Here is a 24,262-nt window from a genome sequence, read left to right on the forward strand (position 1 = left end):
TCCGTCAGTCGAATACGCCGAAGGTCATGTAGCTGAACCAGGAGCGGTCATCGTTGTTGCCTTCCGCTTCGTGCTCTTCTTCTTCAACGGCGTCGCCGTCTTTTGGCAGCAGCTCGGCCGGAATTGCTTCCTTGGCGTCTTCGTACTGCTTGATCACGTCTTGGTTGGCGCGGGTTTCGCCCGGTGGCAGCGGCGCGTCGGTCTCGATCAGGCCCAGGGTCGCCTTGGACAACCAGGAGCGGTTGTCGGCTTCATCCTGCTTGGGCTCGAACTGGCCGTCGACCAGGCTCGGGTGATCCGGATAGTTGAGCTTGAGGGTCTCGAGGCTGGTGGCGGCCAGTTCGTCCAGGTGCAGACGCATGTAGGCTTCGGTCATCACTGCCAGGCCGTCGCCCACCGATGGGGTTTCCTGGAAGTTCTCCACCACATAACGGCCACGGTTGGCGGCAGCGACATAGGCCTGACGGGTCAGGTAGTAGTCGGCTACGTGGATTTCGTAGGAGGCCAGCAGGTTGCGCAGGTAGATCATGCGCTGCTTGGCGTCAGGCGAATAACGGCTGTTGGGGAAGCGGCTGGTGAGCTGGGCGAATTCGTTGTAGGAGTCGCGGGCGGCACCCGGGTCACGCTTGGTCATGTCCAGCGGCAGGAAGCGCGCCAGCAGGCCCCGGTCCTGGTCAAACGAGGTCAGGCCCTTGAGATAGTAGGCGTAATCGACGTTTGGATGCTGGGGGTGCAAGCGAATGAAACGCTCGGCGGCCGACTTGGCGGCTTCAGGCTCGGCGTTCTTGTAGTTCGCGTAGATCAGCTCAAGTTGCGCCTGATCGGCATAGCGACCGAACGGATAGCGCGACTCCAGGGCCTTGAGCTTGCTCGTGGCGCTGGTGTAGCTGTGGTTGTCCAGGTCGGCCTGCGCCTGCTGGTACAGCTCGGCTTCGCTCAGGTTTTCGTCGACGACTTCCTTCGAAGAACAAGCAGCGGTGAGTCCGAGGATGGCGATCAGCAGCAGGTGTTTCACTTGCATAGCGGCTTGCGTCCCTATGACGGCCGCTGTCTTGGGCGAGGCCGTCCTGTTATGATGAGCACCCCGGTGCAACCTCCGGGGCAAAAGACGTCGTATTTAACCACAAGCGTGCAGTCGAAACCAAAGGCTGTGCCGCCCGCTGATTCGAGCATGTCCGAGATCATTCAACTTAGCGCAGAGGTGCCGTCCGAATTGGGCGGGCAACGCCTCGACCAAGTCGCCGCCCAATTGTTCGCTGAGCACTCGCGCTCGCGCCTTTCCACCTGGATCAAGGAGGGGCGCCTGACGGTCGATGGCGCGGTCCTGCGTCCGCGCGATATCGTCCACGGCGGCTCGCTGCTGGCGCTCGAGGCCGAGCAAGAGGCCCAGGGCGAGTGGGTGGCCCAGGATATCGAGCTGGATATCGTCTATGAAGACGACCACATCCTGGTGATCAACAAGCCTGCCGGGCTTGTGGTCCACCCGGCTGCGGGCCACGCCGACGGCACCCTGCTCAACGCACTGCTGCACCACGTGCCAGACATCATCAATGTGCCGCGCGCCGGGATCGTCCACCGCCTGGACAAGGACACCACCGGTCTGATGGTGGTGGCCAAGACCATCCAGGCGCAGACTCAACTGGTCGCCCAGTTGCAAAGTCGCAGTGTCAGCCGCATCTATGAATGCATCGTGATTGGCGTGGTCACCGCCGGTGGCAAGATCAATGCCCCGATCGGCCGCCACGGTGGCCAGCGCCAGCGCATGGCCGTGACAGAAGGCGGCAAGCCGGCTGTCAGCCACTACCGTGTGCTGGAGCGCTTCCGTTCCCACACCCACGTGCGGGTCAAGCTGGAAACCGGGCGTACCCACCAGATTCGTGTACACATGGCTCATGTGAACTTCCCGTTGGTCGGCGATCCGGTCTACGGCGGTCGCTTCCGCATTCCGCCTGCGGCCAGCCCGACCATGGTCGATGCGCTCAAGACCTTCCCGCGTCAGGCGCTGCACGCGCGGTTCCTGGAACTGGATCATCCGGTGACCGGCGAGCGCATGGGCTGGGAATCGTCGCTGCCGGATGATTTCGTCTGGCTGCTGTCGCTGCTCAAGCAGGACCGCGAGGCGTTCGTCGGATGACTGAGCTGGCGCACGATCTGCTGATCCCGGACTGGCCTGCGCCAGCCGGAGTCCGAGCGTGCGTCACCACGCGGGCCGGCGGCGTCAGCCTGCCACCCTATGAAAGCTTCAACCTTGGCGACCATGTAGGCGATGAGCCTGCCGCGGTGGCCGAGAACCGCCAGCGCCTGACCGCCGAGTTCGGCATCCAGCCGGCCTGGCTCAAGCAGGTGCATGGCGTGGCGGTGGCCGATGCCGACCCAGGCGTGATCGCCGAGGCCGACGCCAGCTGGACCACCACCCCCGGCATTGCCTGCACCGTAATGACCGCCGATTGCCTGCCGCTGCTGTTCTGCGACCGTGCCGGTACTCGGGTAGCGGCGGCTCATGCAGGCTGGCGCGGCCTTGCCGGTGGCGTGATCGAGGCCACGCTCGATCGCTTGGCCCTTGCGCCAGAAGAGGTGCTGGTGTGGCTGGGCCCGGCTATCGGCCCGCAGGCCTTTGAAGTGGGCCTGGAAGTGCGAGACGCCTTCACCACCATTCATCCGGAAACCGCCCAGGCCTTCGCGCCCGGTGCCCGCCCGGATAAATTGATGGCCGACATCTATACCCTGGCTCGCCTTCGACTGGCTGCCCGCGGTGTGCAGGCGGTGTTTGGCGGCGGTTTCTGTACCGTCAGCGATCCACGCTTCTATTCTTATCGGCGTACTCCGCAGGGTGGGCGCTTCGCCTCTCTGGTCTGGCTTGAGCAACGCTGATTTCAAACAGTTATAAACTGTTACTTATCGAGGGGCGTTTTACCCCCTCAAACAACGCCGCTTACCTTGAATCCGCCCAATCTACCCCTATCTATTAGGGTATCTCTGGCAGGTTCACTCATCTGGTGTGTCCATCGCTCCGACCTGCCCAAAAAGGAAGGTAACCTATGCGAATAGACCGTTTGACCAGCAAGCTACAGCTAGCAATATCCGACGCCCAATCCCTGGCCGTTGGCATGGACCATCCTGCCATCGAGCCTGCTCACCTGTTGCAAGCCTTGATCGACCAGCAAGGCGGTTCGATCAAGCCCCTGCTGATGCAGGTCGGTTTCGACATCAACAGCCTGCGCAAGGCGTTGGGCAAAGAACTCGACCAATTGCCAAAAATCCAGAACCCGACCGGCGACGTCAACATGTCGCAGGACCTGGCGCGTCTGCTCAACCAGGCCGATCGCCTGGCCCAGCAGAAGGGTGACCAGTTCATTTCCAGCGAACTGGTGCTGCTCGCCGCCATGGACGAGAACAGCAAGGTCGGCAAACTGCTGCTGGGCCAGGGCGTGACCAAAAAAGCCCTGGAAAACGCCATCAGCAACCTGCGTGGCGGCGAGGCGGTCAACGACCCCAACGCCGAAGAGTCACGCCAGGCCCTGGACAAGTACACCGTCGACCTGACCAAGCGTGCCGAAGACGGCAAGCTTGACCCGGTGATTGGCCGTGACGATGAAATCCGTCGCACCATTCAGGTGCTGCAGCGTCGTACCAAGAACAACCCGGTGCTGATCGGTGAGCCTGGCGTGGGTAAAACTGCCATCGCCGAAGGCCTGGCCCAGCGCATCATCAACGGCGAAGTGCCCGACGGTCTCAAAGGCAAACGGTTGCTGTCGCTGGACATGGGCGCGCTGATTGCCGGTGCCAAGTTCCGTGGCGAGTTCGAAGAGCGCCTCAAGGGCCTGCTCAATGAGCTGTCCAAGCAGGAAGGGCAGATCATCCTGTTCATCGACGAGCTGCACACCATGGTCGGTGCCGGCAAGGGCGAGGGCTCCATGGATGCCGGTAACATGCTCAAGCCGGCCCTGGCCCGTGGCGAGCTTCACTGCGTGGGCGCCACCACCCTGAACGAATACCGCCAGTACATCGAGAAGGATGCCGCCCTTGAGCGTCGTTTCCAGAAAGTACTGGTAGAGGAGCCGAGCGAGGAAGACACCATCGCCATCCTGCGTGGCCTCAAAGAGCGTTACGAGGTGCACCACAAGGTAGCGATCAGTGACGGCGCCATCATTGCCGCGGCCAAGCTCAGCCACCGCTACATCACGGATCGCCAGTTGCCGGACAAGGCCATCGACCTGATCGACGAAGCGGCCAGCCGTATCCGCATGGAGATTGACTCCAAGCCGGAAGTGCTCGACCGTCTGGAACGTCGCCTGATCCAGTTGAAGGTTGAGTCCCAGGCACTGAAGAAGGAAGACGACGAAGCCACGCTCAAGCGTCTGGAAAAGCTCACCGAAGAAATTGCGCGACTGGAGCGTGAGTATTCCGACCTGGAAGAAATCTGGACCTCGGAAAAGGCCGAAGTACAGGGCTCTGCCCAGATCCAGCAAAAAATCGAGCAGGCCCGCCAGGAGCTGGAAACAGCCCGGCGCAAGGGCGACCTCAGCCGCATGGCCGAGCTGCAGTACGGGGTGATCCCGGACCTGGAGCGCAGCCTGCAAATGGTCGACCAGCACGGCAAGACCGAGAACCAGTTGCTGCGTAGCAAGGTGACTGAAGAGGAAATTGCTGAAGTCGTGTCCAAGTGGACCGGCATTCCCGTGGCCAAGATGCTTGAAGGCGAGCGGGAAAAACTGCTGAAGATGGAAAGCCTGCTGCATGAGCGGGTGATCGGTCAGGAAGAAGCTGTGGTGGCAGTCTCCAACGCCGTGCGTCGCTCCCGCGCAGGGCTCTCTGACCCGAACCGGCCAAGTGGCTCGTTCCTCTTCCTCGGCCCGACCGGGGTAGGTAAGACCGAGCTGTGCAAAGCACTGGCAGAGTTCCTGTTCGACACCGAAGAGGCGATGGTACGGATCGACATGTCCGAATTCATGGAGAAACACTCCGTGGCGCGGCTGATCGGTGCACCACCTGGCTATGTCGGTTACGAAGAGGGTGGCTACCTGACCGAGGCGGTGCGGCGCAAACCATACGCGGTGGTGCTGCTCGACGAAGTCGAGAAGGCTCACCCGGATGTGTTCAACGTGTTGCTGCAAGTGCTTGAAGACGGTCGCCTGACTGACAGCCACGGTCGTACGGTGGACTTTCGTAATACCGTGATCGTGATGACCTCCAACCTGGGTTCGGCACAGATCCAGGAGCTGGTGGGTGACCGTGATGCACAACGTGCGGCAGTGATGGACGCAGTGGGCTCGCATTTCCGCCCAGAGTTCATCAACCGTATCGACGAAGTCGTGGTGTTCGAGCCTTTGGGCCGTGAGCAGATCGCTGGCATCACCCATATCCAGTTGGGCCGTCTGCGCAGCCGCCTGGCTGAGCGCGACCTGGGCCTGGAGCTGAGCGACGAGGCACTGGATAAACTGATCGCCGTCGGTTACGACCCGGTCTACGGTGCTCGGCCGCTGAAGCGGGCGATCCAGCGCTGGATCGAAAACCCGTTGGCGCAGTTGATACTGGCTGGCAAGTTCCTGCCAGGCACGCCAATCACGGCCAAGGTCGAAGGCGAAGAAATCGTCTTCGCCTGATTTTTCGCTGGGTTACGCTAAGGCCTCGATTTCGAGGCCTTTTTTTTCTTTGCATTTTTCCTCGAGTGCTTGTAAAGTGCGCCCCGCTGTATGTCGCCCCGCAGCTTTCCGGCAAAATCGGGAATCTGAAAAAAAGTTGCAAATCAGTAAGTTGAATGCAAATTAGGGGTTGACAAGGGTTTTGAAGGTTGTAGAATAGCGCGCCTCAGAGACATGAACGCAGCGATGCACAAGGTCGAAGAGTTCAAGGCGGTAGTGATACAGCTTTTGAAATTGCAGTAATTGAAATTGATAGTTCCGCGATAGCTCAGTCGGTAGAGCAAATGACTGTTAATCATTGGGTCCCAGGTTCGAGTCCTGGTCGCGGAGCCAAATTTCAAGCCGGGGTATAGCGCAGTCCGGTAGCGCGCCTGCTTTGGGAGCAGGATGTCAGGAGTTCGAATCCCCTTACCCCGACCATTTTTGGGTCGTTAGCTCAGTTGGTAGAGCAGTTGGCTTTTAACCAATTGGTCGTAGGTTCGAATCCTACACGACCCACCATTTTCAAGTCCGGTTCGCTGGGTTTGGATCTTAAAAGGTTGGAACGCCATTAGCGTCCAGCCACTAAAAAAGGCGCCTTAATTGGTGCCTTTTTTTTACCGGGGTATAGCGCAGTCCGGTAGCGCGCCTGCTTTGGGAGCAGGATGTCAGGAGTTCGAATCCCCTTACCCCGACCATATTCAGAAAGAAGGGCACCTTGCAAAAGGTGCCCTTTTTTCGTTTCTGCAGCCTCTGACATTGCCTGCTACTATCCGGCTTTGTTCTGCAAGGGAGCTGCCCATGACCCTCAAGACCTCCGTATACATCGCCACCAGCCTCGACGGCTTCATCGCCCGTGAAAGCGGCGAGCTGGATTGGCTGATGGTTGCCACCAGCTCCAGCGACGACCATGGCTATGCAGCCTATATGGCGACGATCGACACCCTGGTCATGGGGCGCAACACCTTCGAGAAAGTCCTGACCTTTGGCGAGTGGCCTTACCCCCACAAGCGTGTGGTGGTGCTGAGCAGCACCCTGAGCCAGGCAGATGCCGGGCAAAACGTCGAGGTGCATCCGGGGCCATTGGCAGACCTGCTCGATTACCTTCAGGAAACGGGCGCCAAGAGCCTGTACCTGGACGGCGGCAAAGTGATCCAGAGCTTCTTGCGAGAAGGGCGGTTGGATGAACTGACCATCACCCGCATCCCCGTGTTGCTGGGCAGCGGGATCAGCCTGTTCGGGGCGCTGGCGGAGGATGTGGTGCTGCAGCATGTGCGCAGCACCACTTTCGAGAATGGCTTTGTACAAAGCACCTACCGAATAGCCCGGTAGCAGCTAGAAGTACGGCCGCTGCGCGGTCGATCGCAGGCTGATGCAAGCGGCTTACCGGCTCGGCTTGCAATCCGTAGCCGCTGCCGAGGAACGAGGCTGCGATCGACTGCGCAGCAGTCGCCAGGTAGGAGCGGGTTTGCCTATCGTGGGGCAAGCTCGCCCCTGCAGATCAGTGCAGTTTCAGGCGCGGCTCGGTGCCCCGGCCAATCCGGCTGCCCAGCATCAGCATCAGCGTGCGGAATGTCCCGTATAGCGCCATCTGGTGCATCCGGTACAGCGACACATAGAACATTCGCGCCAACCACCCTTCCAGCATCACGCTGCCCGTCAGGTTGCCCATCAGGTTGCCCACCGCCGAGAAACGCGACAGCGATACCAGCGAGCCGTAGTCACGGTAGGCGTAGGTTGGCAGGGGTTTGCCTTCCAGGCGCGCCTTGAGCGACTTGGCCAGCATCGAGGCTTGCTGGTGGGCTGCTTGTGCCCGTGGCGGTACGTTACGATCACTACCCGGCTGCGGGCAGGCGGCGCAGTCACCAAAGGCGAAGATGTCGTCATCCAGTGTGGTTTGCAGGGTAGGGCGTACCACCAACTGATTGATGCGGTTGGTCTCCAGGCCGTCGATGTCCTTGAGGAATCCCGGTGCCCGAATACCCGCTGCCCATACCTTCAGGCTGGCCGGGATCACATCGCCATTGCTGGTCCTGAGTTCGGTAGCGGTCACTTCGCTGACCGCCGCATTGGTCATGACCGTAACCCCGAGTTTCTCCAGGGTCTTGTGTACCGGCACGCTGATACGCTCCGGCAGCGCGGGCAATACCCGTGGACCGGCTTCGATCAGGGTGATGTGCATGTCCTTGGGCTGGATACGGTCCAGGCCATAGGCTGCCAGTTCGTGCGCCGCGTGATGCAGCTCGGCCGCCAGCTCCACGCCGGTGGCACCGGCGCCGACGATGGCAACGCTGATGGTTTCATTGGCCTGGTCGCCCGCGTGGGCGCGCAGGTAGTGGTTGAGCAATTGCTGGTGGAAGCGCTCGGCCTGCTTGCGGGTGTCGAGGAACAGGCAATGCTGCGCCGCGCCCTCGGTGCCGAAATCGTTGGTATTGCTGCCTACGGCGATGACCAGCGTGTCATAGCCCAGCGTACGAGCGGGCAGCAGTTCACGGCCCTCTTCATCGAGGGTCGCGGCCAGCTGGATCTGTTTGCTCTCGCGGTCCAGCCCGCTCATGCGGCCGAGCTGGAACTGGAAGTGATTCCACTTGGCCTGGGCCACGTAGTTCAGTTCGTCTTCCGAGGAGTTCAGCGAACCGGCGGCCACTTCGTGCAGCAGCGGCTTCCAGATGTGCGTCAGGTTGGCATCGACCAGGGTGACACTGGCGGTGCCCTTTTTACCCAGGGTTTTACCCAGGCGGGTCGCCAGTTCCAGGCCGCCGGCGCCGCCGCCGACAATCACAATACGGTGAGTCATGGGGATATCTCATAAGGTTTACGGAATTCGGGTCTCGAGTGGGCGGCCGCGCGGGGCGGGCGGATTGGGCGAGCGCAAGGCAGCTCATAGCACCAGGTTACTCAAGAGGCGGCTCAACAGGCCCAGGCCAATAGTCACCAGCACCACCATGCAAAGGAGCAGCCACGGCCGGAAAGGCTTGCGCTCGACTTGATGCTGGGGAGCTTGCAGGTATTGATCGACACGACGTTGGTCTTCGGGATTCAGGCGGCTGGTCATGAGGGCCTCGTCAGGTAGACGCTTGTGACTGAAGGGAAGCTACAGGGTTCACTGTAGTCGTTTGAACCGGGCCCCATCGTGCAGTCACACCGCAGCTTTTATGACGAATGATTGCGCTTTGTATCACCGGCGCGAAATTTATGCCATTACGCGTTGGCAGGGGGCCAGCTTAAAGGCTGATACCCACGTCGAACACAATGCTGCGCCCCAGGTTGCCACGCAGGAAGTCCGGCGCATCGGGGTGGGCGAACAACACACGGGCAAAGGTCGGGCCCACCAGCGACAGCGAGCGCCAGCCCTGGCGCAGGTATTCGGTGGGCGGTGGGAAGTGGCTGTTGAGGTCGAGCACTTCGCGCTTGAGGCTGGCGAAGGCGATGATGTCCAGCTCGTTCAGGTCCAGCCCGCGCTCCTGGTAGTTGTGGGCTTTTTTACGCAAGGTCGGCGCCAGGCGCTGCAGCAATTCCTGGGCGCTGATACGTCGTGGCCGGGCTTCGCGGCGTACCAGTTGGCTCAGGGAAAAGGCGCTGCGCCGGCGTTGCAGCTCTTCACGCCATTCATCATTGAGCCTGCGGCCCTCGTCGAGCACGAAAAAAACCTCGAACGAGGCATCGCGAAACAGCACATCAGGCGGCTCTTGACCGGCGGGGGTGAAGTCCTCGCTGCGGTAGGGAATATTCAAGCCTTGCAGCAGGCGCTGGCAGACCCAACGCTCACGTTCCCATTTACGGGCGTTGGAAAGAAACGCATTGGCTTGTTCGGCCTGAATGGTGAGCAGGCGCAAATAATCTGAGTCGTCCATGGGGACAAGCTTAGCGTTCAATTGTGTCTTCATGAATAAAGTCATGTGCTTGGCGGCGCTGACCGGCCATTCGCGGCCCTGTTCGCGGCTTGCGGTGTAGACTGCCATCACGTTCACCGCAGAAGGACGCAGCTACCGTGATTGATGCTCAAGTGCTGTCTGACCAGAGCCTGATGCTGGGCTGGATCGGCTACGTCGCGATGCTGATGTGGGCCACGGCACGCACGCGCTGGGTCGAGCTGTTCACTGACAGCCGCCGTCAGCACCTGCTGTTTGGAACGGTGTTTGCGCTGTTTGCCTTGTGGCTGGTCCGTCGTGATTTCGAGACCGGGGTGTCGTATCACTTCATCGGTATGACCGCCGTCACCTTGCTGCTCGATTGGCCACTGGCGATTGTCGGTGGATTGCTGGCCCAGCTGGGGCTGGTGATGATGGGGCGTCAGGACCTCGTCGCCATGGGCGTCAACGGCCTGCTGTTCATTGTATTGCCGGTGATGATCACCGAAGGCTGCGCAATCCTGGTGGAGCGCGCGCAACCGAAAAACCTGTTCGTCTATATCTTCTGCTCAGGTTTTTTTGCCGCCGCGCTGTCGGCGCTGCTGTGCCTGCTGGCTGCGCTCGGACTGCTGTGGATGGACGGGCGATTCGTGATGCCGGAGTGGATCGAGGACTTTATCGGCTACCTGTGGCTGATCATCTTCCCCGAGGCGTTCATCAACGGCATGGTGGTCAGCGCCCTGGTGGTGTTCTGCCCGGAGTGGCTGGAAACCTTCAACCGCACCCGCTACCTGCAGGCGCCGTGGAAAGACGACGACCCCGGGCGCTGACAATCAGTGGTGGGCGCGGGGGTCGAGCTCGCCGGAAAACAACTCGTCTTCGGCATCCGGTGCTACGGGAATCTTGTGCTCTTCGGCGGCCCAGGCACCCAGGTCGATCAACTTGCAGCGATCGGAGCAGAACGGCCGGAACTTGCTGGCCTCGGTCCATTCAACGGGGGCGCCACAGGTCGGGCATTCAACGGTCAGGGGTTGGCTCATGCTTGGCCTCCTCGCAAAGTCAGGTAAAAGTGGTGCAGGCGGTCGACCTCCGAATGCAGCCAGGCCAGGTCACGGTCGTTGACCACCACATCGTGGGCGTGACGTAGGCGTTCCTCGCGACTGGCCTGGGCCTTGAGGATGGCCTGAACCTGTTCGGGGCTGGTCTGGTCGCGCAGCAGGGTGCGCTGGATCTGCAGTTCCTGGGGGGCATCGATCACCAGCAGGCGCTGGGTGCGTTGAAACTGCCCCGACTCCACCATCAACGGCGAAACGAACACTGCATACGGCGACTCGGCCTTGGCCAGGTAGCTGAAAATTTCCTGGCCGATCAAGGGGTGCAACAGCGCCTCGAGCCAGCGGCGTTGCTCTGGATCGGAGAAGATCAGCTCGCGCAGCGCCGCACGGTTCAGTTGCCCGTCTTCCTGCAGCACGCCAGCGCCAAAGCGCTCGACGATACTGGCCAGGGCCGGACGTCCGGGCTCTACCACCCAACGGGCAGCCTGATCGGCGTCGACCAGGTGTACACCCAGCTCGACAAAACGCTGCGCCGCAGCGCTCTTGCCACTGCCGATGCCGCCGGTGAGGCCGAGAATCCAGGGAGTGAATGCAGCAGTGGTCATCACATTCCAGAGAATTTCAGATAAGAAGTGGTTATTTGACCACCCCAGAGCAGCGCGATCCACCCCGCAATGGCCAGATAAGGACCAAAGGGAATCGGCGTACTGGCTTTCTGGCGCTTGAGGCGCAATACAATCACCCCGATCACCGCCCCCAGCAACGACGACAGCAGCAGCGTCAGCGGCAACACCTGCCAGCCTCCCCAGGCACCGACCAGGGCCAGCAACTTGAAGTCGCCATAGCCCATGCCCTCCTTGCCGGTGATGAGCTTGAACAGCCAGAACACCGACCACAGGCTCAGGTAGCCGGCAACCGCACCCCACAGCGCATCCTCCAGGGGCACGAATACATCAAAGGCATTGACGATCAGCCCCAGCCACAGCAGCGGGAACACCAGCGCATCGGGCAACAGGCGGTGCTCGATGTCGATCAGGCTCATGGCCAGCAGGCCCCAAGTGAGCACCATCAAGGCCAGCGCGCCGGCGCTGGCGCCCAGGTGCCAGGCGGCAAACCCGGTCAACATTGCGCAGCCCAGTTCTACCAGGGGATAGCGCACGCTGATGGCGCTGCGACAACTGGAACAGCGTCCACGCAGCAGCAGGTAACTGAGTACAGGAATATTTTCCCAGGGGCGAATGCGATGCCCGCACTGCGGGCACTGGGAGGCGGGCAGGCACAGATCGTAACGTTCAGGCTCGGCCTCGGCGGGCAGCCCCAGCACCTCACGTGCTTCGGCCTGCCACTGGCGCTGCAACATGATCGGCAAGCGATGCACCAGCACATTCAAGAAACTGCCGACGATCAGCCCCAGCACCACGGCAAAGCACATATACAACAACGGCTGGCTGGCCAGCGAATCCATCAGGTCCATGGTCAGATCACACTACCCAACTGGAAAATTGGCAGGTACATGGCAATCACCAGGCTGCCTACCAGCAGCCCGAGAATCAGCACGATCAGAGGTTCGAGCAGGCTGGCCAGGTTATCGAGCGAGCGCTCGATCGCACTTTCATAGTGGCTGGCGACCCTGGCGAGCATATCGTCCAGCGTCCCGGCTGTCTCGCCAATGGCGCACATTTGCTGCATCAAGCGCGGAAACAAGTCGCTGCCGGCCAGTGCCAGGCTCAACGACTGACCGCTGGCAAGGTCATTGCGCACCCGCAACACGGCTTGTTCGTAAAGCGGGTTGCCACACGCAGCGGCCACGGGCCCCAACGCCTCGACCAGCGGCACACCCGCGGCATAGGAGGTCGACAACGTGCGGGCAAAGCGGGCGAGGGCGGCATTGCTCAGCAGCGCCCCGGCAATCGGCAGCTTCAGGGCCGAGCGCAGGCACCAGCGCTGAAACCCGGGTTGCTGCTGGTAAGCCCGGCGCAGCGCCCAGCCACCGCCAAGCGCTAACACCAGCAACCCGCCAACGTACTGCCCGAGCCAGTTCGACAAGCCGATGACCTGCCGGGTAAACGCCGGCAACTCGGCACCGAAGCCGCTGAACATGGTCTCGAACTGCGGCACCACTTGCAGCAGCAACAGGCTCGAAACGCCCAGCCCGGTCAACAGCACAATCAATGGATAGGTCATGGCCTTCTTCAAACGGGCGCGCAACGCCTGGCGTTTCTCCTGCAGGCTGGCGACCTGCTCAAGCACCGACTCAAGCGTACCGGCTTGCTCGGCGGCGGCGATCAAATTGCAGTAAAGCGTATCGAAATACCGCGGGTGTCGGCGCAGGGCATCGGCCAGGCTGCAACCGGCACCGATATCGGTCCTGATCGCGTCGAGCAAAGAGAGAAGGGCGGGGTTGCTGGTGCTCTGGGCAATCGCCTCGAGCGCTTGCAGCAGTGCCACCCCCGAGCTGATCAACGTCGACAACTGCCGGCTGAACTGACCGAGCTCCTGCGTGCCGAGGGCCGTGCGCTGATGCCACAACCCGCTGCGCACCCGCTCGATGTTTGCCGGGCGAATGCCGCGCTTGCGCAGCGCCGTGCGCAACAGCGCGGGGCTGCGTTCGCTGCTCTGGCCATGAATGGGCGTGCCTTGGGCAGTGATGCCCTGCCAGCGATAGATCTGCAGTTTCTCGGTCATCGCGACATCCTTGCTGCGTGGCCTCAACAAACCCGGAAACAGCTTGAGGGCCTGGCCGGCGGGCAGGATTACCCGCTGCTCACTAGAGTAGTCGAGCCAGGAGGCAAGTTTGCCGACGCCGGGGTGACAAAAGGTGTCTGATCGGGCCTACTGGCGCGCCTGTTGGCGGCAGGGCCGAACCCGCTGCCGACACGAACCGATTTAGAGAGGGAGAACGTCCATGAAAGGGCAACGCGGCATTACCTTGATAGAACTGATGATCGTCGTGGCGATCATCGGCATCCTGGCGACCATCGCCATACCCATGTACAGCAACCACCAGGCACGCACCAAGGCCACCGCCGCCCTGGTAGAAATCTCCGCCTTGAAAACCCCGTTCGACCTGCGCCTGAACGACGGCAAGGACGTCACCGACGTTACCGCCCTGGGCGGCCAGGCCAGCACCAGCCACTGCGCCATCACCGCCACCGGCACCGCCGCCACAGGCGCTGGCACCTTGACCTGCACCCTGGTCGACGCCCCGGCCATGGCCCATGGCAAAGCCCTCACCCTGACACGCTCGGCCACCGGCTGGGCCTGCACCAGCGACCTCCCCGAAGACCTCGCCCCAACCGGCTGCAAACCCGCCGAAGGCACCCCGGCCCAGTGAGCTTTGCTGTTAATAAACAGTGATTTGCGTAAGCGATCCGGCAGTGGTAGCGTTGACGCCACGCCGGTGTAGCTCAGTCGGTAGAGCAGCGCACTCGTAACGCGAAGGTCGCAGGTTCGATTCCTGTCTCCGGCACCAGAGAGCAGTTTCTAGCAGTCTATGACAGCCTACGGAACACCAAACAAAGCCCGCGTAGTGCGGGCTTTGTTGTTTCTGCTTGTCTCGTTTTGTCTCTGTGCATCTACGCGATTTAGGGATATGTTTAGGGATATCTCGGTTCGACAAGGAAACGTATCCCTATGGCGCGCACGGTTGTGCCCCTGACGGACCCCAAATGCGACGCGGCCAAGCCACGCGATAAGGACTACAAGCTATTCGATGGCAAGGGCCTCTATCTCCTGGTCAAGCCATCAGGGGTCAAGACTTGGCGGTTGAAGTACACCAAACCTGATGGTCGTGATGGTTTAGCCACATTTGGCAATTATCCGGCGCTCGGCTTGAAAGCGGCCAGGGAGCGACGTGCTCAGGCGCTTGAGCTTCTCGCTGTTGGGAAAGACCCCATCGAACAGGCGCGCTCTGACAAACAGGAGGCGGCAAACGCCCGGGCAAATACCTTCCGTTTGCTTGCACAGGAATGGCACGCAGCTTGCGCTCGTAAGTGGACACCTGGTCATGCCTCCACCGTTTGGCGACGGATTGAATCTCACCTGCTGCCCACCCTTGGCGATCGTCCTGTCGCGGAGCTGAAAACCCGTGATTTGCTTGTACCGCTCAAAGCAGCGGAAAAGCGGGACACTTTGGATACGGCTGCACGCCTACGCCAGTACATGACGGGCATCCTCCGCATGGCGGTTCAGCATGGCCATTTGGATTTCAACCCTGCAATCGATCTGCAAGGCGCAACGGCTACTCGGAAAACAGCACATCGACCGGCCCTGCCATTTGATCGCTTACCTGAACTCCTCCAGCGCATTGACGCCGACAGCGGACGCGGATTGACCAAGCTCGCGGTGCAGCTGACTTTGTTGGTATTTATCCGCTCCAGTGAGCTCCGCTTCGCACGCTGGGGAGAGATCGATATGAGCAGATTAATGTGGGAGATTCCTGGCGAACGAGCGGCTATTGAGGGTGTTAAGAACTCCCACCGGGGTTCCAAGATGAGCACCCCACACCTGGTGCCGCTCAGTCGGCAGTCCGTTGAGGTGTTGGAGAGCGTTCGTAACCTTACTGGTCGCTTCGATCTGGTATTTGCGGGCGACCATAATCACTGGAAGCCCATGAGTGAGAACACCGTGAATAAAGCTCTGCGGCGTATGGGATATGACACCAAAGCAGAGGTATGCGGCCATGGTTTTCGGACTATGGCCTGCTCTGCACTGGTTGAGTCTGGACTATGGAGCAAGGACGCTGTTGAGCGGCAAATGAGCCATCAGGAGAGAAATACGGTGCGTGCCGCCTACATCCACAAAGCGGAACACATACAAGAGCGGAGGCTTATGGTGCAGTGGTGGGCCGATTACTTGGATGCCAATCGCAAGGATGCAATTACCCCCTACGATTTTGCCCATGGGCGGTTACCTCAGTCATGAAACAGATTGGCCTGGTAACGAACGATCATGATGCAGTGTTACGCCGACTTTCTGGACAAGTTGGAAAAGGGAAAAGTCGTTCAAGGACATTTCGGCAAAGCTGTATGAGGATGCTTGCCCTCTTCAGAACTGGTGTATCAGGTGTAACCGGTGTAACGACAGGCTCCAAACCACTGAAAACATTGAGCAGACCCAGTGCTACACCTTGTATAACCTCGGCATACACCCGGTGTAACACGGAGGAAAAGTGTAACAGCCGAAAAGCCCAGCTCTTCCTGCTGGTGGCTCTTTCGCTCGGACACAGAATCTCCAAACGGCGCGGAATTCAGCTCCCTGGCATGGGGCGCGGGGGGGCAAATGGTCGATAGCCAAACATACGACATGCTTCAGAAACGGTATGGCAGCACCTGCTTACCACTTGAGATTGTGCGACAGCACTATCTATCGCATTTGGGCATGCCCTCGCTACTCAGAGCACTAGGTAAAGGAAAGCTAACGTTGCGCGTAGTGAAGGGCGACTGGGGTGGACGCTTGCAGCGCGTGGTGTACCTTCATGACCTGGCTAGGTGGCTCGATCAAGGGGGAAATTAACCCTTAGGCACGCAGTATAGGCCTGCGATGGCACCTACCGTTCGTCGGAATAAAATGTCGCAAGCTGCGTTGAAGTTGCGCCGAAGTAACCGTATGTGGATAAGTCCAAGTGCCTGGAAATTCCACTATTTCTTTCCAGAATGAATCCGCATAAATAGTTGGCCCTGTTGATACCAATACAGGGAACTAGCTATGACAACTCGCTCCACCTCAATCGCCACTCATCTCGAATCATCAACGCCAGGAACCGGCCTCGACGATACGAATCCACTTGGCTTTGACCCGGCGACACGACTGATTCGCATAACAGACGTGGTCGCCCTGGTAGGTCTTGCTCGCCCGACGATCTATAAGCTGATGAGCCAGCCTGAAAGCGGCTTCCCCCAGCCAGTAAAACTTACTGTTAGCACTGCTCGCGGCGCTCCCGTCGCCTGGGTTTTGTCTGAAGTTTTGGACTGGACTCGCGCTCGTATTGCCGCACGTAACAAGGTGGCAGCATGACCCCAATCTTTTTGCCTCATACAACCCTTGACTCGATTGGCGCGCCAGAAGGTGGTTCCCCATTTTTTGATATCGGACGGGCCCACCTGCGCGCCCTGCGTGATCGTGCCATTGCTGAAGGCGCTCACGTCCTGCTTCTGGCCTGGCCGTCACTGGAATGGGTAATGCTGGCTATTGAGGTCCCGTCAGGCGTAGTGATTAAGGATGCGCAACAGCTCATCCCTAACCTGCTGGCCAACCCCGCCGCCTTGGAGCACATGCGCTCAGAGTCCCGCAAAGGCCAGCACCTAACCTGGCTTTCTCTGACCCGCCCATCCACCTCTCAGCGCTAACGAAAACGCCCCCGGCTGCAACCGGAGGCGTTAGGGGTAGATACGTATGCCTGTTCAAACTATTACACACGCCGCAATCGTGCAAGGGCAGCTTGTTGCTCTTCTCATATCAGGACGTTATGCTCTGTCCGTCGCTGCAAATTCAGCGACCGACCTTGGCCGGTCGAACTACTCAAGGCGCACAAGCGCCCACCATACGATTGCTGGCGCTTTTTTTGTGCCCGCTGTATCGTTTTATGGCGGCTGTGCGTGGGACACCTTCGGGTGTGCCGGGTGCCTTGAGTCCCGGTCGGCCAACCCGCGTACAGCCGTCACCATTCCTTGCTTGGCCGCAAGCGGTGATGGCTCCTCAACTCAAGGAGCGACACCCTATGCACGCCCTCAATCCGTCCAAAATTCGCGCTGCTGCCCATCGAGCAATGGCTCTCGCCGCTTTGCACGCCGATTCCAGCCTTCGTACCCGCCTCACTCGTTACAACAACCACATTGCAAAAGCCCGGGCACTGGAGAATATCGGGGGTGCCAAATGAGCACCGCACTCTATTTCTCCCACCCCGAAGACCTACTGAGCGTTAATCGGGAAGCTCCGGCTGGTATCCCCATCGACGCCATTACTTGCGCTATCGAACGTGCCAATGCTGTTCTGCTTTTGCTCGAGGACCAGTTCGAGGCAGAACAAGGCCAGCGGCTGGCCAACCGAATTATCCTCGGCGCCTTGTGGGACGTTCGTGGGACTCTGGAACTGATCCGCACGCTGGCGCTGCATGCCGACGACACTACCCGCAGGACAGTAGAAGGAGGAGCCCAATGAGCGCCCCCCTTTTGATCGATACCGTCGGTGCAGCGACCTTCGCCAAATGCAACTCGGAGAATCAACCACTGTTCCGAGTGAATGCCGGAGTCTCTTGCGAGGAAGCCTTGGAGCAGGCATCGCTGCTCATGGATTGCATCAACAAGCTGACTTTGATGGGCGGCATGGATGACAAAAATGGGGCGCTGGTATGGGCTGCTCACTACTTGGGTGAGCAGGTCAAAGCCGTCATTGATGATGTGGCCGACGGGCTCCAGCGTGCCCAGGCAGGTGACGTATGAGCACGACCAAAACCCATGCTCGGCGTCCGACCTTTGCTCAGGTCAAAGTTACCGCGCTGCAAAACATCGATTCTGTATTGACTCATTGGCTGCCCAACGGAAAACGTGTTGATGGCGGCAAGGAATACACCGCCCCCAATCCTACGCGCAACGATAAGCATGCAGGGTCGTTGAAAATTAGCCTGAGCAAAGGAACCTGGGCGGATTTCGCCACGGGCGACAAGGGCGGCGATCTGATTGACCTGGTGCGGTACCTCGAAGGCGGCACGGACATCGATGCTTGCCAGAAGCTCGTAGACTTTCTGCGCATTGATCCCGACGCAGCCACCCCGTCCCGGTCGGCGAAGAAGCCAGCGGCGGCTGAATGGCAGGCCGTGCTGCCAATTCCGGCCGAGGCGATGACGAAGTGCCCTAGTAAGCATCGACAACATGGTGCTCCGTCCAAGGTCTGGTGCTACCGCAACGGGCACGGGGAGCCCCTGATGGTGCTCTACCGCTTCGATGTGGCCGGTGCCGAAGGAGAGCCCAGTAAGAAGGTCTTCGCACCGCTGACCTGGTGCACGCGTGGCGAGCACGGGGCGGCTCAATGGCGCTGGCAGGGGCTCTCTGAGCCTCGCCCCTTGCTGCGCCTGGATGAGTTGAATAGACGACCTGAGGCACCGGTAGTGCTGTGCGAGGGCGAAAAGGCCGCCGATGCTGCGGTGGCACTTCTGCCCGGGCATATCGCTTCCTGCTGGTCGAATGGTTCCAACTCTTGGCACAAGGCGGACTTCTCGCCGCTGCAGGGGCGTGGGGTGCTGCTGTGGCCGGACAACGATGGTAGTGGTTCGAAATGCATGCAGGCCGTGGCGACAAAGCTGGCTGAGATCGGTTGCATGGTGCGGACCATCGACCTCACTGTTTTCAAGCGCAAGCCAGTACTTAAAGGTAGCACTCCCAGCTTCGCCAAAGGCGGACGTTGGGGCGATGGTGATGACGCGGCCGATGCACTGGACAGGGGGTGGACTGCCGAGCACTTGGCATTGCTAGCTCAGAGCGGCGAACTATTCGGCGTTGTGGACCAGCGTGCTCCTTCAAGTACCCAACCAGCCGATTCGAAGCCCAATAATCCGGCCAAGGGGAAGGCTCGCCCCAACCGTGACCTGCTTCCGGCAGGTTTTCGCCTCACCGAGGACGGCGTGTTTTATGCCACCGAGGATGGTGATGCACGTCCCGTGTGTTCTCCCTTGGAAATCCTCGCTCGGACCCGTGATGAGAAGGGGCATAACTGGGGCCTGCTCGTTGAGTTCGATGACCCCGACGGCGAAAAGAAGCGTTGGAACATTCCGGCCCGGACAATGACAGGTGACTTCGGCAAAGACGTGCTTGGTCCGCTCGTCGATATGGGCCTGCGATTGGCCGGGTCTCGGTCTGGTCGGCATGCACGCAACGACCTACAAAGCTACCTGCAGGGGTTCGACAGCTCCCAACGGGCACGCCTGGTCACGCGATTGGGCTGGCACAACAATGCGTTCTTATTGCCGGATCGCCAGATTGGTCAGCACGTTGAGCACCTGCACTTTTATGACGCTGGTGCCCAGCTTCCACCGATCAATGAGTCGGGCACTCTGGAACAGTGGCAACGCCAAATTGGGGCTTTGTGTGTGGGCAATCACCGCTTGGCCTTCGTGGTCAGTACGGCCTTTGCCGGTCCTTTGCTCCATCATCTTGGCCATGAATCGGGCGGCTTTCACCTGTACGGAGACAGTTCAGGCGGTAAGACCACCCATCTGCAGGTCGCGGCCTCAGTGCATGGAGGGCCGCGCTTGGTGCGTTCCTGGCGCTCAACTGACAATGCGTTGGAGTCCATTGCTGCAGCGCACTCCGATGGACTTTTGATCCTTGACGAGATCGGCATGTGTGATGCGCGGATCATCGGTGAGACGGTCTACATGCTTGGCAACGGCACAGGCAAGGCCAGGGCCAATGATCGAGGCCAAGCGGGGCGGTCTGTGCAGGAGTGGCGGCTGCTGTTCCTCTCGACTGGAGAGAAGACGCTGGCGCAGCACATGGCCGAGGCAAACAAGGAACTCAAGGCAGGTATGGAAGTGCGCATGCTGGCCGTGCCAGCGGATGCCAGCAAGGGCCTGGGCATGTTCGACTCGTTGTGCGGGTTTGAAGATGCAGCGGCACTCTCAGATGCTTTGAAGGTGCGAGTGACCAAGTACTACGGTACGCCCCTTGCGGCCTTCCTGGAGGCCTTGTGTACCCCTGGCAAATTACTGGGCTGGGTGAGCATTCTGCGTCGAACCTTGGAGCAGTTCATTGCGCAGAACTTGCCAACTTCCGCGAGTGGACAGGTACAGCGAGCGGCATTGCGCTTCGGCCTTGTCGGTGCTGCAGGTGAACTAGCCACTGCGTTGGGCGTTACCGGCTGGGCGGATGGCGCTGCAATCACAGCAGCGCGAGTCTGTCTGAATGCGTGGCTGGCCGAGCGTGGTGGTGCGGGCAATATGGAGGGCGAAGTCATCATGGCTCGGCTGCGCCAAGTCATCGAACGCTTCGGCGAAAGTCGATTCACCCGTTGGGAATCCACTGCCGCCAAAATTGATGAGCATGGCCCCCGCACGATCGATCGCTTGGGCTTTCGCAAAACCATGGAACACGGCATGGGCGACAGTCTGCATACCACCATCACCTATTACGTACTTCCTGAAGCTTGGCGTTCGGAAGTCTTCCGTGGAATGAACATTACTGCGGTCAACCGGGAGTTGATTGAGCGTGGTGTCCTGCAAACCGACAAGGGTGGGAAGGCCTCATGCACCGTTCGCCTGCCCGGCATGGGTATGCAGCGCTGTTACGTGGTGTTGAGCGAGCCTAACAAAGATGCATCGCTGGTAGAGGCCGAGGCTGCCTGACGGCAGCCTACGCAGATGAGGCAAGTGTCGGCGCGTCCGGCCTCGCCAGCCGCTCAACCCAAAACCAATTCTATGGATGACAAAACAATGCAAAGCCTCGAAAAACTGAATACCGAACGCAGTAACCTCGAAGCACAGATCCGTGAGATCGAAGGGCAAATCGCTCGATGGGACGAGCAGCTGAATATCCCAACCTTCGCTGGAACTCTGGCCGGTGAAGAGCTGCTGATAAACATGCGAAATGCGGAATCAAACGTACGGAATATCGAACACAAAATCTCCGTCATTGATCAAAGCATCGCCTGGATCGACCGCAAAGCCAATAGCATCGAGTTGATGGCCGACTACAAAGAAAAGATGGAGAGCTGGTCGTTGGACAAGGCCGACCTCCAGGGCAAAAGGAAAACGCTGAGTACGCGACTGGAGGAGGTCCTAGCACATAACGAGCAGGCGATCACCAATGCCCGACAAGCTGAGGAGGGGGCAGCTCGCGCGTATGCACAAGCTGTCGCTTGGGGTGATGCTGATGGCGAAAAGACAGCCTCTGCTGATGTGCAGAAAGCTGCCAAAGTCCTGGCAACCGAGCTGGAACAGCAACGCCGTCAAGGCCTGATCGTCTCGGCATTGGAGCAAGAGATCAAGCTCATCGACGAACATATCGAAGAGGCAATCCGCGAGTCCGAAAAGATAGAACGATCAGCAGTGATCCTGGCCACCGAACGGCTTCAGGAGGAGTGGGATGCAGCAGTTCAGCAGTTGATAGCTACGGGTTCAAAGCTATATGCCGGTAAGCGTTACATGGGCTGGGAGCAGAATGCCTTCCATGATTTTAAGATCCGTAACGAGCTGAACACTTCAATCGCCTGGGATTGGAGCGAATTACTGAAGCTCAGCTACCAGTACGGGCCGCAGCAAATCATTGATCTGCAAGCCGATGCTTTCGTTGAAGCGGAAGCATCGTAACGGCGCAGGCAAGGCCGCATCACATGATTCCATTTGTGTGGTGCATCTGGCCCATGCCCCGCCGCATTGAAACGCTTGTGTGTAGTGCGTAATTCCGAGGTATCGTCATGAGTAAAAATGCTGAAAGTACAAAGTCAATTCTGGAAGACTTAGGCGCCCGAAAGCTCCACCTCATAAATTTGGTAAAAATAATCAAAGGAAACTACAAGTCATTCACCCCAGTCGAGATTAGTTCCATAAACGTAATCAATTTGGAAATTTTACGGATAGAGGATCACCTTGGGCGGCGGTAAGCATCGGCAGTATGTACGCGGAAATGGAAAAGGGGTCAAAAGGCCCCTTCTTCTTTTTTGGTAATCTGTCTGTGCTGAATGGACTCTCTCGAAAGCCTACTTCGACTCGAGGCGGCCTCAGTCCGCTAACGGCCAGAAGGATTTGCTCACGATATAAGCAACCCGGGGTGATACATTTTTTATGGTTTACAGACCTTCCTTCTTGTCTTTATGGGACTCTGAAGCAACCGAATTTTTCTGAGGCTCCAAATAGGTGACTTGACCTAGCTCTGTAAGCAACGATGAATTTATATTCAAATCGCCACCCTTGATGTTGTAGTACCAGATTGAGTCTTTATCCTTTCTGAATGCGCAAGCTTTAGTGGTGTTTTTCTTGTCTTTTAAAATTACCCAGTGGCATCTTTCCATAAATGTCTCTGATAGTTTGATTCCGGTCTCCTGCGATTTTTGGTATGATGAGAAACATAGATATATTATATAGAGGAGTAACAGTAAGCCAGTTGGGGTGTACTGCAATACGCTTTTTATTTGATCAAAGTGGCTTGGCGCATTCGCAATTGCGGAGCCAGGGCTAATAAGTTTTGCTGCAGCCCATGTGGCGACCAGAAAAATAGCGATAACAAATACTAATAGTGATAGAAATTTCAAATGATCATAGAAAATTTCAAACGTGATAAGCCCGCCGTCATACAATATCTTGTCTATTGATGGTTGGCTGAATTCTGGGTTAATACCAAACTCTCGCATGAATGCGTTATTTTGGCTTATGCCCGCGGAATAGACGCATCCAGTTATTAGCAGCGCGCTACTAATTGGCTCAACGATTTTCATGAGTTTTCCCTATCTCCAACACGTTGATGCCAAACTCGAAGCCTTCGAGTTTTTCAGTATCTACCTTTGTAATGCTTAGGTTTAGACTCTTCTTCACTTCAATGATTGAGTGTTCTTGATTTTCAATGTTTGCAGCTTGAGATCCGGCGGCCTTGGCAATTGATCTTAGCTTCTGGGATATAGCTGGGGTTTTATATTTGTCAGAAAATATGTCGCCTGTGTCTTTTTTTATAGCTAGTGTCGGTGTTGCTTCGTTATTTGTAAGGCTGGCTATCTCCTCTGCGTTCACTTGTCCAGTAAGTAAGAGGCAAGCCAAAACGGCAGCAAAAATTTGGTTTGTAAGGGTTTCGCCAACGAGTGGTATTCTGCACCACATATCACCTGGCGACATAAATTCAGCTTGGCAGGTGACTATGTCACTCTTCCCCAGAAGTACTGCGCTTTCGATAAAATGCGTCAACTGACTCAAGTCAGAAAGCTCTTCACTAAGAAGCATCTCGCTAAAGCTTTTGATTAATGCGACGTTTTGGAAAAGCTTGCCTATAGCAAGTGCATTTACACGATGGGCTGTTTTGATTTTATTTGAAAAGAACAGTGACTCGCCATCTGTGAAGAACGGATAAATTAAATGAAAGATTTTTTCTTTGTGATTGTTTAAAGATGTAACTGTTTGTTGACCGCTTGTAGCTTTTCTAACTGCGCCTGGAAGTTCTGAGCGAGAGATTGACGGCCCCCAAATTACGCGTTTTCTTAATTTGTAATCTAAGGAGGAGCGCTCAAATCCTGGTGTGCCGTCTTTTTTTGTAGTTGGTACGCGAATAGGAGTGTGGTCGATATATGGGATTGTTTCACTACAAATTCCGAAACTATAGCCGTCATCCTTTTCATTTCGCGTAACGATAAGATCTCCACGCTTAATTTCATTCGCAAATCGTTTGATTTGACTTAGGATATTAAATCCAGATCTATTGAGTTTGCGGCTCTCTTTTCCGTCTGTGTTGTCGCGGAATTCACTGTATTTTTCGTTGATTAATAATTGTGCTTTAAGAAATTCTTCGGTGGGTAGCTCGCTGGGAATATTTCCCTCATACGCTCTTTCCAAGTGTTCGATTGCGATTACACCTCCGGCACGAAAGTGCTTAGCATATTTTCCTTTTTCTGCACGTATGAACCATACATTTTGCTCCTTAGTAAGGAGAGCGATTTTCAAATTCTGCAGCATTTTAAATCCTTTTAATTTTGGCTTATGTTCTTATCTTGATAGTTGGCGACGAGGGTGGGGTGTACCGTTCCAATAATCGCATGGGCGGTA

Annotated in this window: 25 protein-coding genes and 5 tRNA genes; 20 read left to right on the forward strand and 10 right to left on the reverse strand. The window is 58.1% G+C overall.

What is annotated here, in order from left to right; all coding sequences use genetic code 11:
- Positions 1-4: 4 nt before the first annotated feature.
- Positions 5-1,021: an outer membrane protein assembly factor BamD gene (locus ABVN19_RS00155; RefSeq protein WP_028944610.1), complete on the reverse strand. Its 1,017-nt coding sequence runs from the start codon at positions 1,019-1,021 to the stop codon at positions 5-7.
- A 150-nt stretch (positions 1,022-1,171) separates the two neighbouring features.
- Between ABVN19_RS00155 and rluD the strand changes: the two genes are divergently transcribed.
- From rluD to ABVN19_RS00195, 8 genes are all read left to right on the forward strand, one after another.
- Entirely contained in the window at positions 1,172-2,134 is a 963-nt protein-coding gene (gene rluD / locus ABVN19_RS00160; RefSeq protein WP_028944611.1) for a 23S rRNA pseudouridine(1911/1915/1917) synthase RluD, read from the forward strand.
- Positions 2,131-2,871, forward strand: a complete 741-nt coding sequence (pgeF, locus tag ABVN19_RS00165) for a peptidoglycan editing factor PgeF (RefSeq protein WP_028944612.1) — start codon at positions 2,131-2,133, stop codon at positions 2,869-2,871. The genes rluD and pgeF overlap by 4 nt, the downstream gene beginning before the upstream one ends.
- 167 nt (positions 2,872-3,038) lie before the next feature.
- The gene (clpB, locus tag ABVN19_RS00170) at positions 3,039-5,603 is read left to right on the forward strand and encodes an ATP-dependent chaperone ClpB (RefSeq protein WP_028944613.1); all 2,565 of its coding nucleotides are present in this window, start codon (positions 3,039-3,041) and stop codon (positions 5,601-5,603) included.
- Between the two features lie 296 nt (positions 5,604-5,899).
- Positions 5,900-5,975 (forward strand) — tRNA-Asn (locus ABVN19_RS00175).
- A gap of 10 nt (positions 5,976-5,985) precedes the next feature.
- Positions 5,986-6,062, forward strand: a tRNA-Pro gene (locus tag ABVN19_RS00180).
- 5 nt (positions 6,063-6,067) lie between these two features.
- A tRNA-Lys gene (locus tag ABVN19_RS00185) sits at positions 6,068-6,143 on the forward strand.
- Positions 6,144-6,242: 99 nt separating this feature from the next.
- Positions 6,243-6,319 (forward strand) — tRNA-Pro (locus ABVN19_RS00190).
- 103 nt (positions 6,320-6,422) lie between these two features.
- Positions 6,423-6,953 carry a dihydrofolate reductase family protein gene (locus tag ABVN19_RS00195; protein WP_105642648.1) on the forward strand — a complete coding sequence of 177 codons (531 nt, stop codon included), beginning with the start codon at positions 6,423-6,425 and terminating at the stop codon, positions 6,951-6,953.
- Between the two features lie 169 nt (positions 6,954-7,122).
- Here ABVN19_RS00195 and ABVN19_RS00200 read toward each other — a convergent pair whose 3' ends face one another.
- The 3 genes from ABVN19_RS00200 to ABVN19_RS00210 all read right to left on the reverse strand — a co-directional run bounded on the left by ABVN19_RS00200 (position 7,123) and on the right by ABVN19_RS00210 (position 9,475).
- A complete protein-coding gene (locus ABVN19_RS00200; RefSeq protein ID WP_028944615.1) occupies positions 7,123-8,418 on the reverse strand; it encodes an NAD(P)/FAD-dependent oxidoreductase in 1,296 nt (431 codons plus the stop codon).
- Positions 8,419-8,502: 84 nt separating this feature from the next.
- Positions 8,503-8,676, reverse strand: coding sequence for a DUF3094 family protein (locus tag ABVN19_RS00205; protein WP_036989987.1), 174 nt, complete (start codon positions 8,674-8,676; stop codon positions 8,503-8,505).
- Between the two features lie 169 nt (positions 8,677-8,845).
- Positions 8,846-9,475, reverse strand: a complete 630-nt coding sequence (locus ABVN19_RS00210; RefSeq protein ID WP_105642661.1) for a DUF1780 domain-containing protein — start codon at positions 9,473-9,475, stop codon at positions 8,846-8,848.
- Between the two features lie 137 nt (positions 9,476-9,612).
- Here ABVN19_RS00210 and ABVN19_RS00215 point away from each other — a divergent pair, with 137 nt between their 5' ends.
- A complete protein-coding gene (locus ABVN19_RS00215) occupies positions 9,613-10,302 on the forward strand; it encodes an energy-coupling factor ABC transporter permease (protein ID WP_105642647.1) in 690 nt (229 codons plus the stop codon).
- Between the two features lie 3 nt (positions 10,303-10,305).
- On the opposite strand, the gene yacG is transcribed toward ABVN19_RS00215, so the two are convergent.
- The 4 genes from yacG to ABVN19_RS00235 are packed head-to-tail and all read right to left on the reverse strand — an operon-like array spanning position 10,306 to position 13,212.
- Entirely contained in the window at positions 10,306-10,512 is a 207-nt protein-coding gene (gene yacG, locus ABVN19_RS00220) for a DNA gyrase inhibitor YacG (protein ID WP_105642646.1), read from the reverse strand.
- The gene (coaE, locus tag ABVN19_RS00225) at positions 10,509-11,132 is read right to left on the reverse strand and encodes a dephospho-CoA kinase (RefSeq protein ID WP_028944619.1); all 624 of its coding nucleotides are present in this window, start codon (positions 11,130-11,132) and stop codon (positions 10,509-10,511) included. Before coaE ends, yacG begins: the two co-directional genes overlap by 4 nt.
- Positions 11,132-12,001, reverse strand: coding sequence for an A24 family peptidase (locus tag ABVN19_RS00230; protein WP_028944620.1), 870 nt, complete (start codon positions 11,999-12,001; stop codon positions 11,132-11,134). The genes coaE and ABVN19_RS00230 overlap by 1 nt, the downstream gene beginning before the upstream one ends.
- Positions 12,002-12,003: 2 nt before the next feature.
- The gene (locus tag ABVN19_RS00235; protein WP_105642645.1) at positions 12,004-13,212 is read right to left on the reverse strand and encodes a type II secretion system F family protein; all 1,209 of its coding nucleotides are present in this window, start codon (positions 13,210-13,212) and stop codon (positions 12,004-12,006) included.
- A gap of 220 nt (positions 13,213-13,432) precedes the next feature.
- Between ABVN19_RS00235 and ABVN19_RS00240 the strand changes: the two genes are divergently transcribed.
- The 11 genes from ABVN19_RS00240 to ABVN19_RS00290 all read left to right on the forward strand — a co-directional run bounded on the left by ABVN19_RS00240 (position 13,433) and on the right by ABVN19_RS00290 (position 21,826).
- Complete coding sequence (locus ABVN19_RS00240; RefSeq protein ID WP_028944622.1) at positions 13,433-13,861, forward strand: pilin; 429 nt, start codon at positions 13,433-13,435, stop codon at positions 13,859-13,861.
- Between the two features lie 62 nt (positions 13,862-13,923).
- Positions 13,924-13,999, forward strand: a tRNA-Thr gene (locus ABVN19_RS00245).
- Between the two features lie 161 nt (positions 14,000-14,160).
- Positions 14,161-15,450: an integrase arm-type DNA-binding domain-containing protein gene (locus tag ABVN19_RS00250; RefSeq protein ID WP_105642644.1), complete on the forward strand. Its 1,290-nt coding sequence runs from the start codon at positions 14,161-14,163 to the stop codon at positions 15,448-15,450.
- Positions 15,451-15,831: 381 nt separating this feature from the next.
- Positions 15,832-16,041, forward strand: coding sequence for a pyocin activator PrtN family protein (locus ABVN19_RS00255; protein WP_353632815.1), 210 nt, complete (start codon positions 15,832-15,834; stop codon positions 16,039-16,041).
- 192 nt (positions 16,042-16,233) lie between these two features.
- A complete protein-coding gene (locus tag ABVN19_RS00260; protein WP_105642642.1) occupies positions 16,234-16,542 on the forward strand; it encodes an AlpA family phage regulatory protein in 309 nt (102 codons plus the stop codon).
- Positions 16,539-16,874, forward strand: coding sequence for a hypothetical protein (locus ABVN19_RS00265; protein ID WP_105642641.1), 336 nt, complete (start codon positions 16,539-16,541; stop codon positions 16,872-16,874). Before ABVN19_RS00260 ends, ABVN19_RS00265 begins: the two co-directional genes overlap by 4 nt.
- Before the next feature lie 371 nt (positions 16,875-17,245).
- Entirely contained in the window at positions 17,246-17,404 is a 159-nt protein-coding gene (locus ABVN19_RS00270; protein ID WP_177431082.1) for a hypothetical protein, read from the forward strand.
- Positions 17,401-17,685 (forward strand): hypothetical protein, encoded by a 285-nt coding sequence (locus ABVN19_RS00275; protein ID WP_105642640.1) that lies wholly within the window; start codon positions 17,401-17,403, stop codon positions 17,683-17,685. Before ABVN19_RS00270 ends, ABVN19_RS00275 begins: the two co-directional genes overlap by 4 nt.
- Complete coding sequence (locus ABVN19_RS00280; protein ID WP_105642639.1) at positions 17,682-17,966, forward strand: DUF3077 domain-containing protein; 285 nt, start codon at positions 17,682-17,684, stop codon at positions 17,964-17,966. The genes ABVN19_RS00275 and ABVN19_RS00280 overlap by 4 nt, the downstream gene beginning before the upstream one ends.
- Positions 17,963-20,863, forward strand: coding sequence for a DUF927 domain-containing protein (locus ABVN19_RS00285; RefSeq protein ID WP_105642638.1), 2,901 nt, complete (start codon positions 17,963-17,965; stop codon positions 20,861-20,863). Before ABVN19_RS00280 ends, ABVN19_RS00285 begins: the two co-directional genes overlap by 4 nt.
- A gap of 87 nt (positions 20,864-20,950) precedes the next feature.
- Positions 20,951-21,826 (forward strand): chromosome segregation protein SMC, encoded by an 876-nt coding sequence (locus ABVN19_RS00290; protein ID WP_105642637.1) that lies wholly within the window; start codon positions 20,951-20,953, stop codon positions 21,824-21,826.
- A gap of 479 nt (positions 21,827-22,305) precedes the next feature.
- Here ABVN19_RS00290 and ABVN19_RS00295 read toward each other — a convergent pair whose 3' ends face one another.
- Positions 22,306-22,950 (reverse strand): hypothetical protein, encoded by a 645-nt coding sequence (locus ABVN19_RS00295; RefSeq protein WP_105642636.1) that lies wholly within the window; start codon positions 22,948-22,950, stop codon positions 22,306-22,308.
- Positions 22,937-24,172: a hypothetical protein gene (locus ABVN19_RS00300; RefSeq protein ID WP_146117353.1), complete on the reverse strand. Its 1,236-nt coding sequence runs from the start codon at positions 24,170-24,172 to the stop codon at positions 22,937-22,939. Before ABVN19_RS00300 ends, ABVN19_RS00295 begins: the two co-directional genes overlap by 14 nt.
- Positions 24,173-24,262 lie beyond the last annotated feature (90 nt).

The organism is Pseudomonas vranovensis, assembly GCF_040438935.1.
Classification (GTDB): domain Bacteria; phylum Pseudomonadota; class Gammaproteobacteria; order Pseudomonadales; family Pseudomonadaceae; genus Aquipseudomonas; species Aquipseudomonas vranovensis.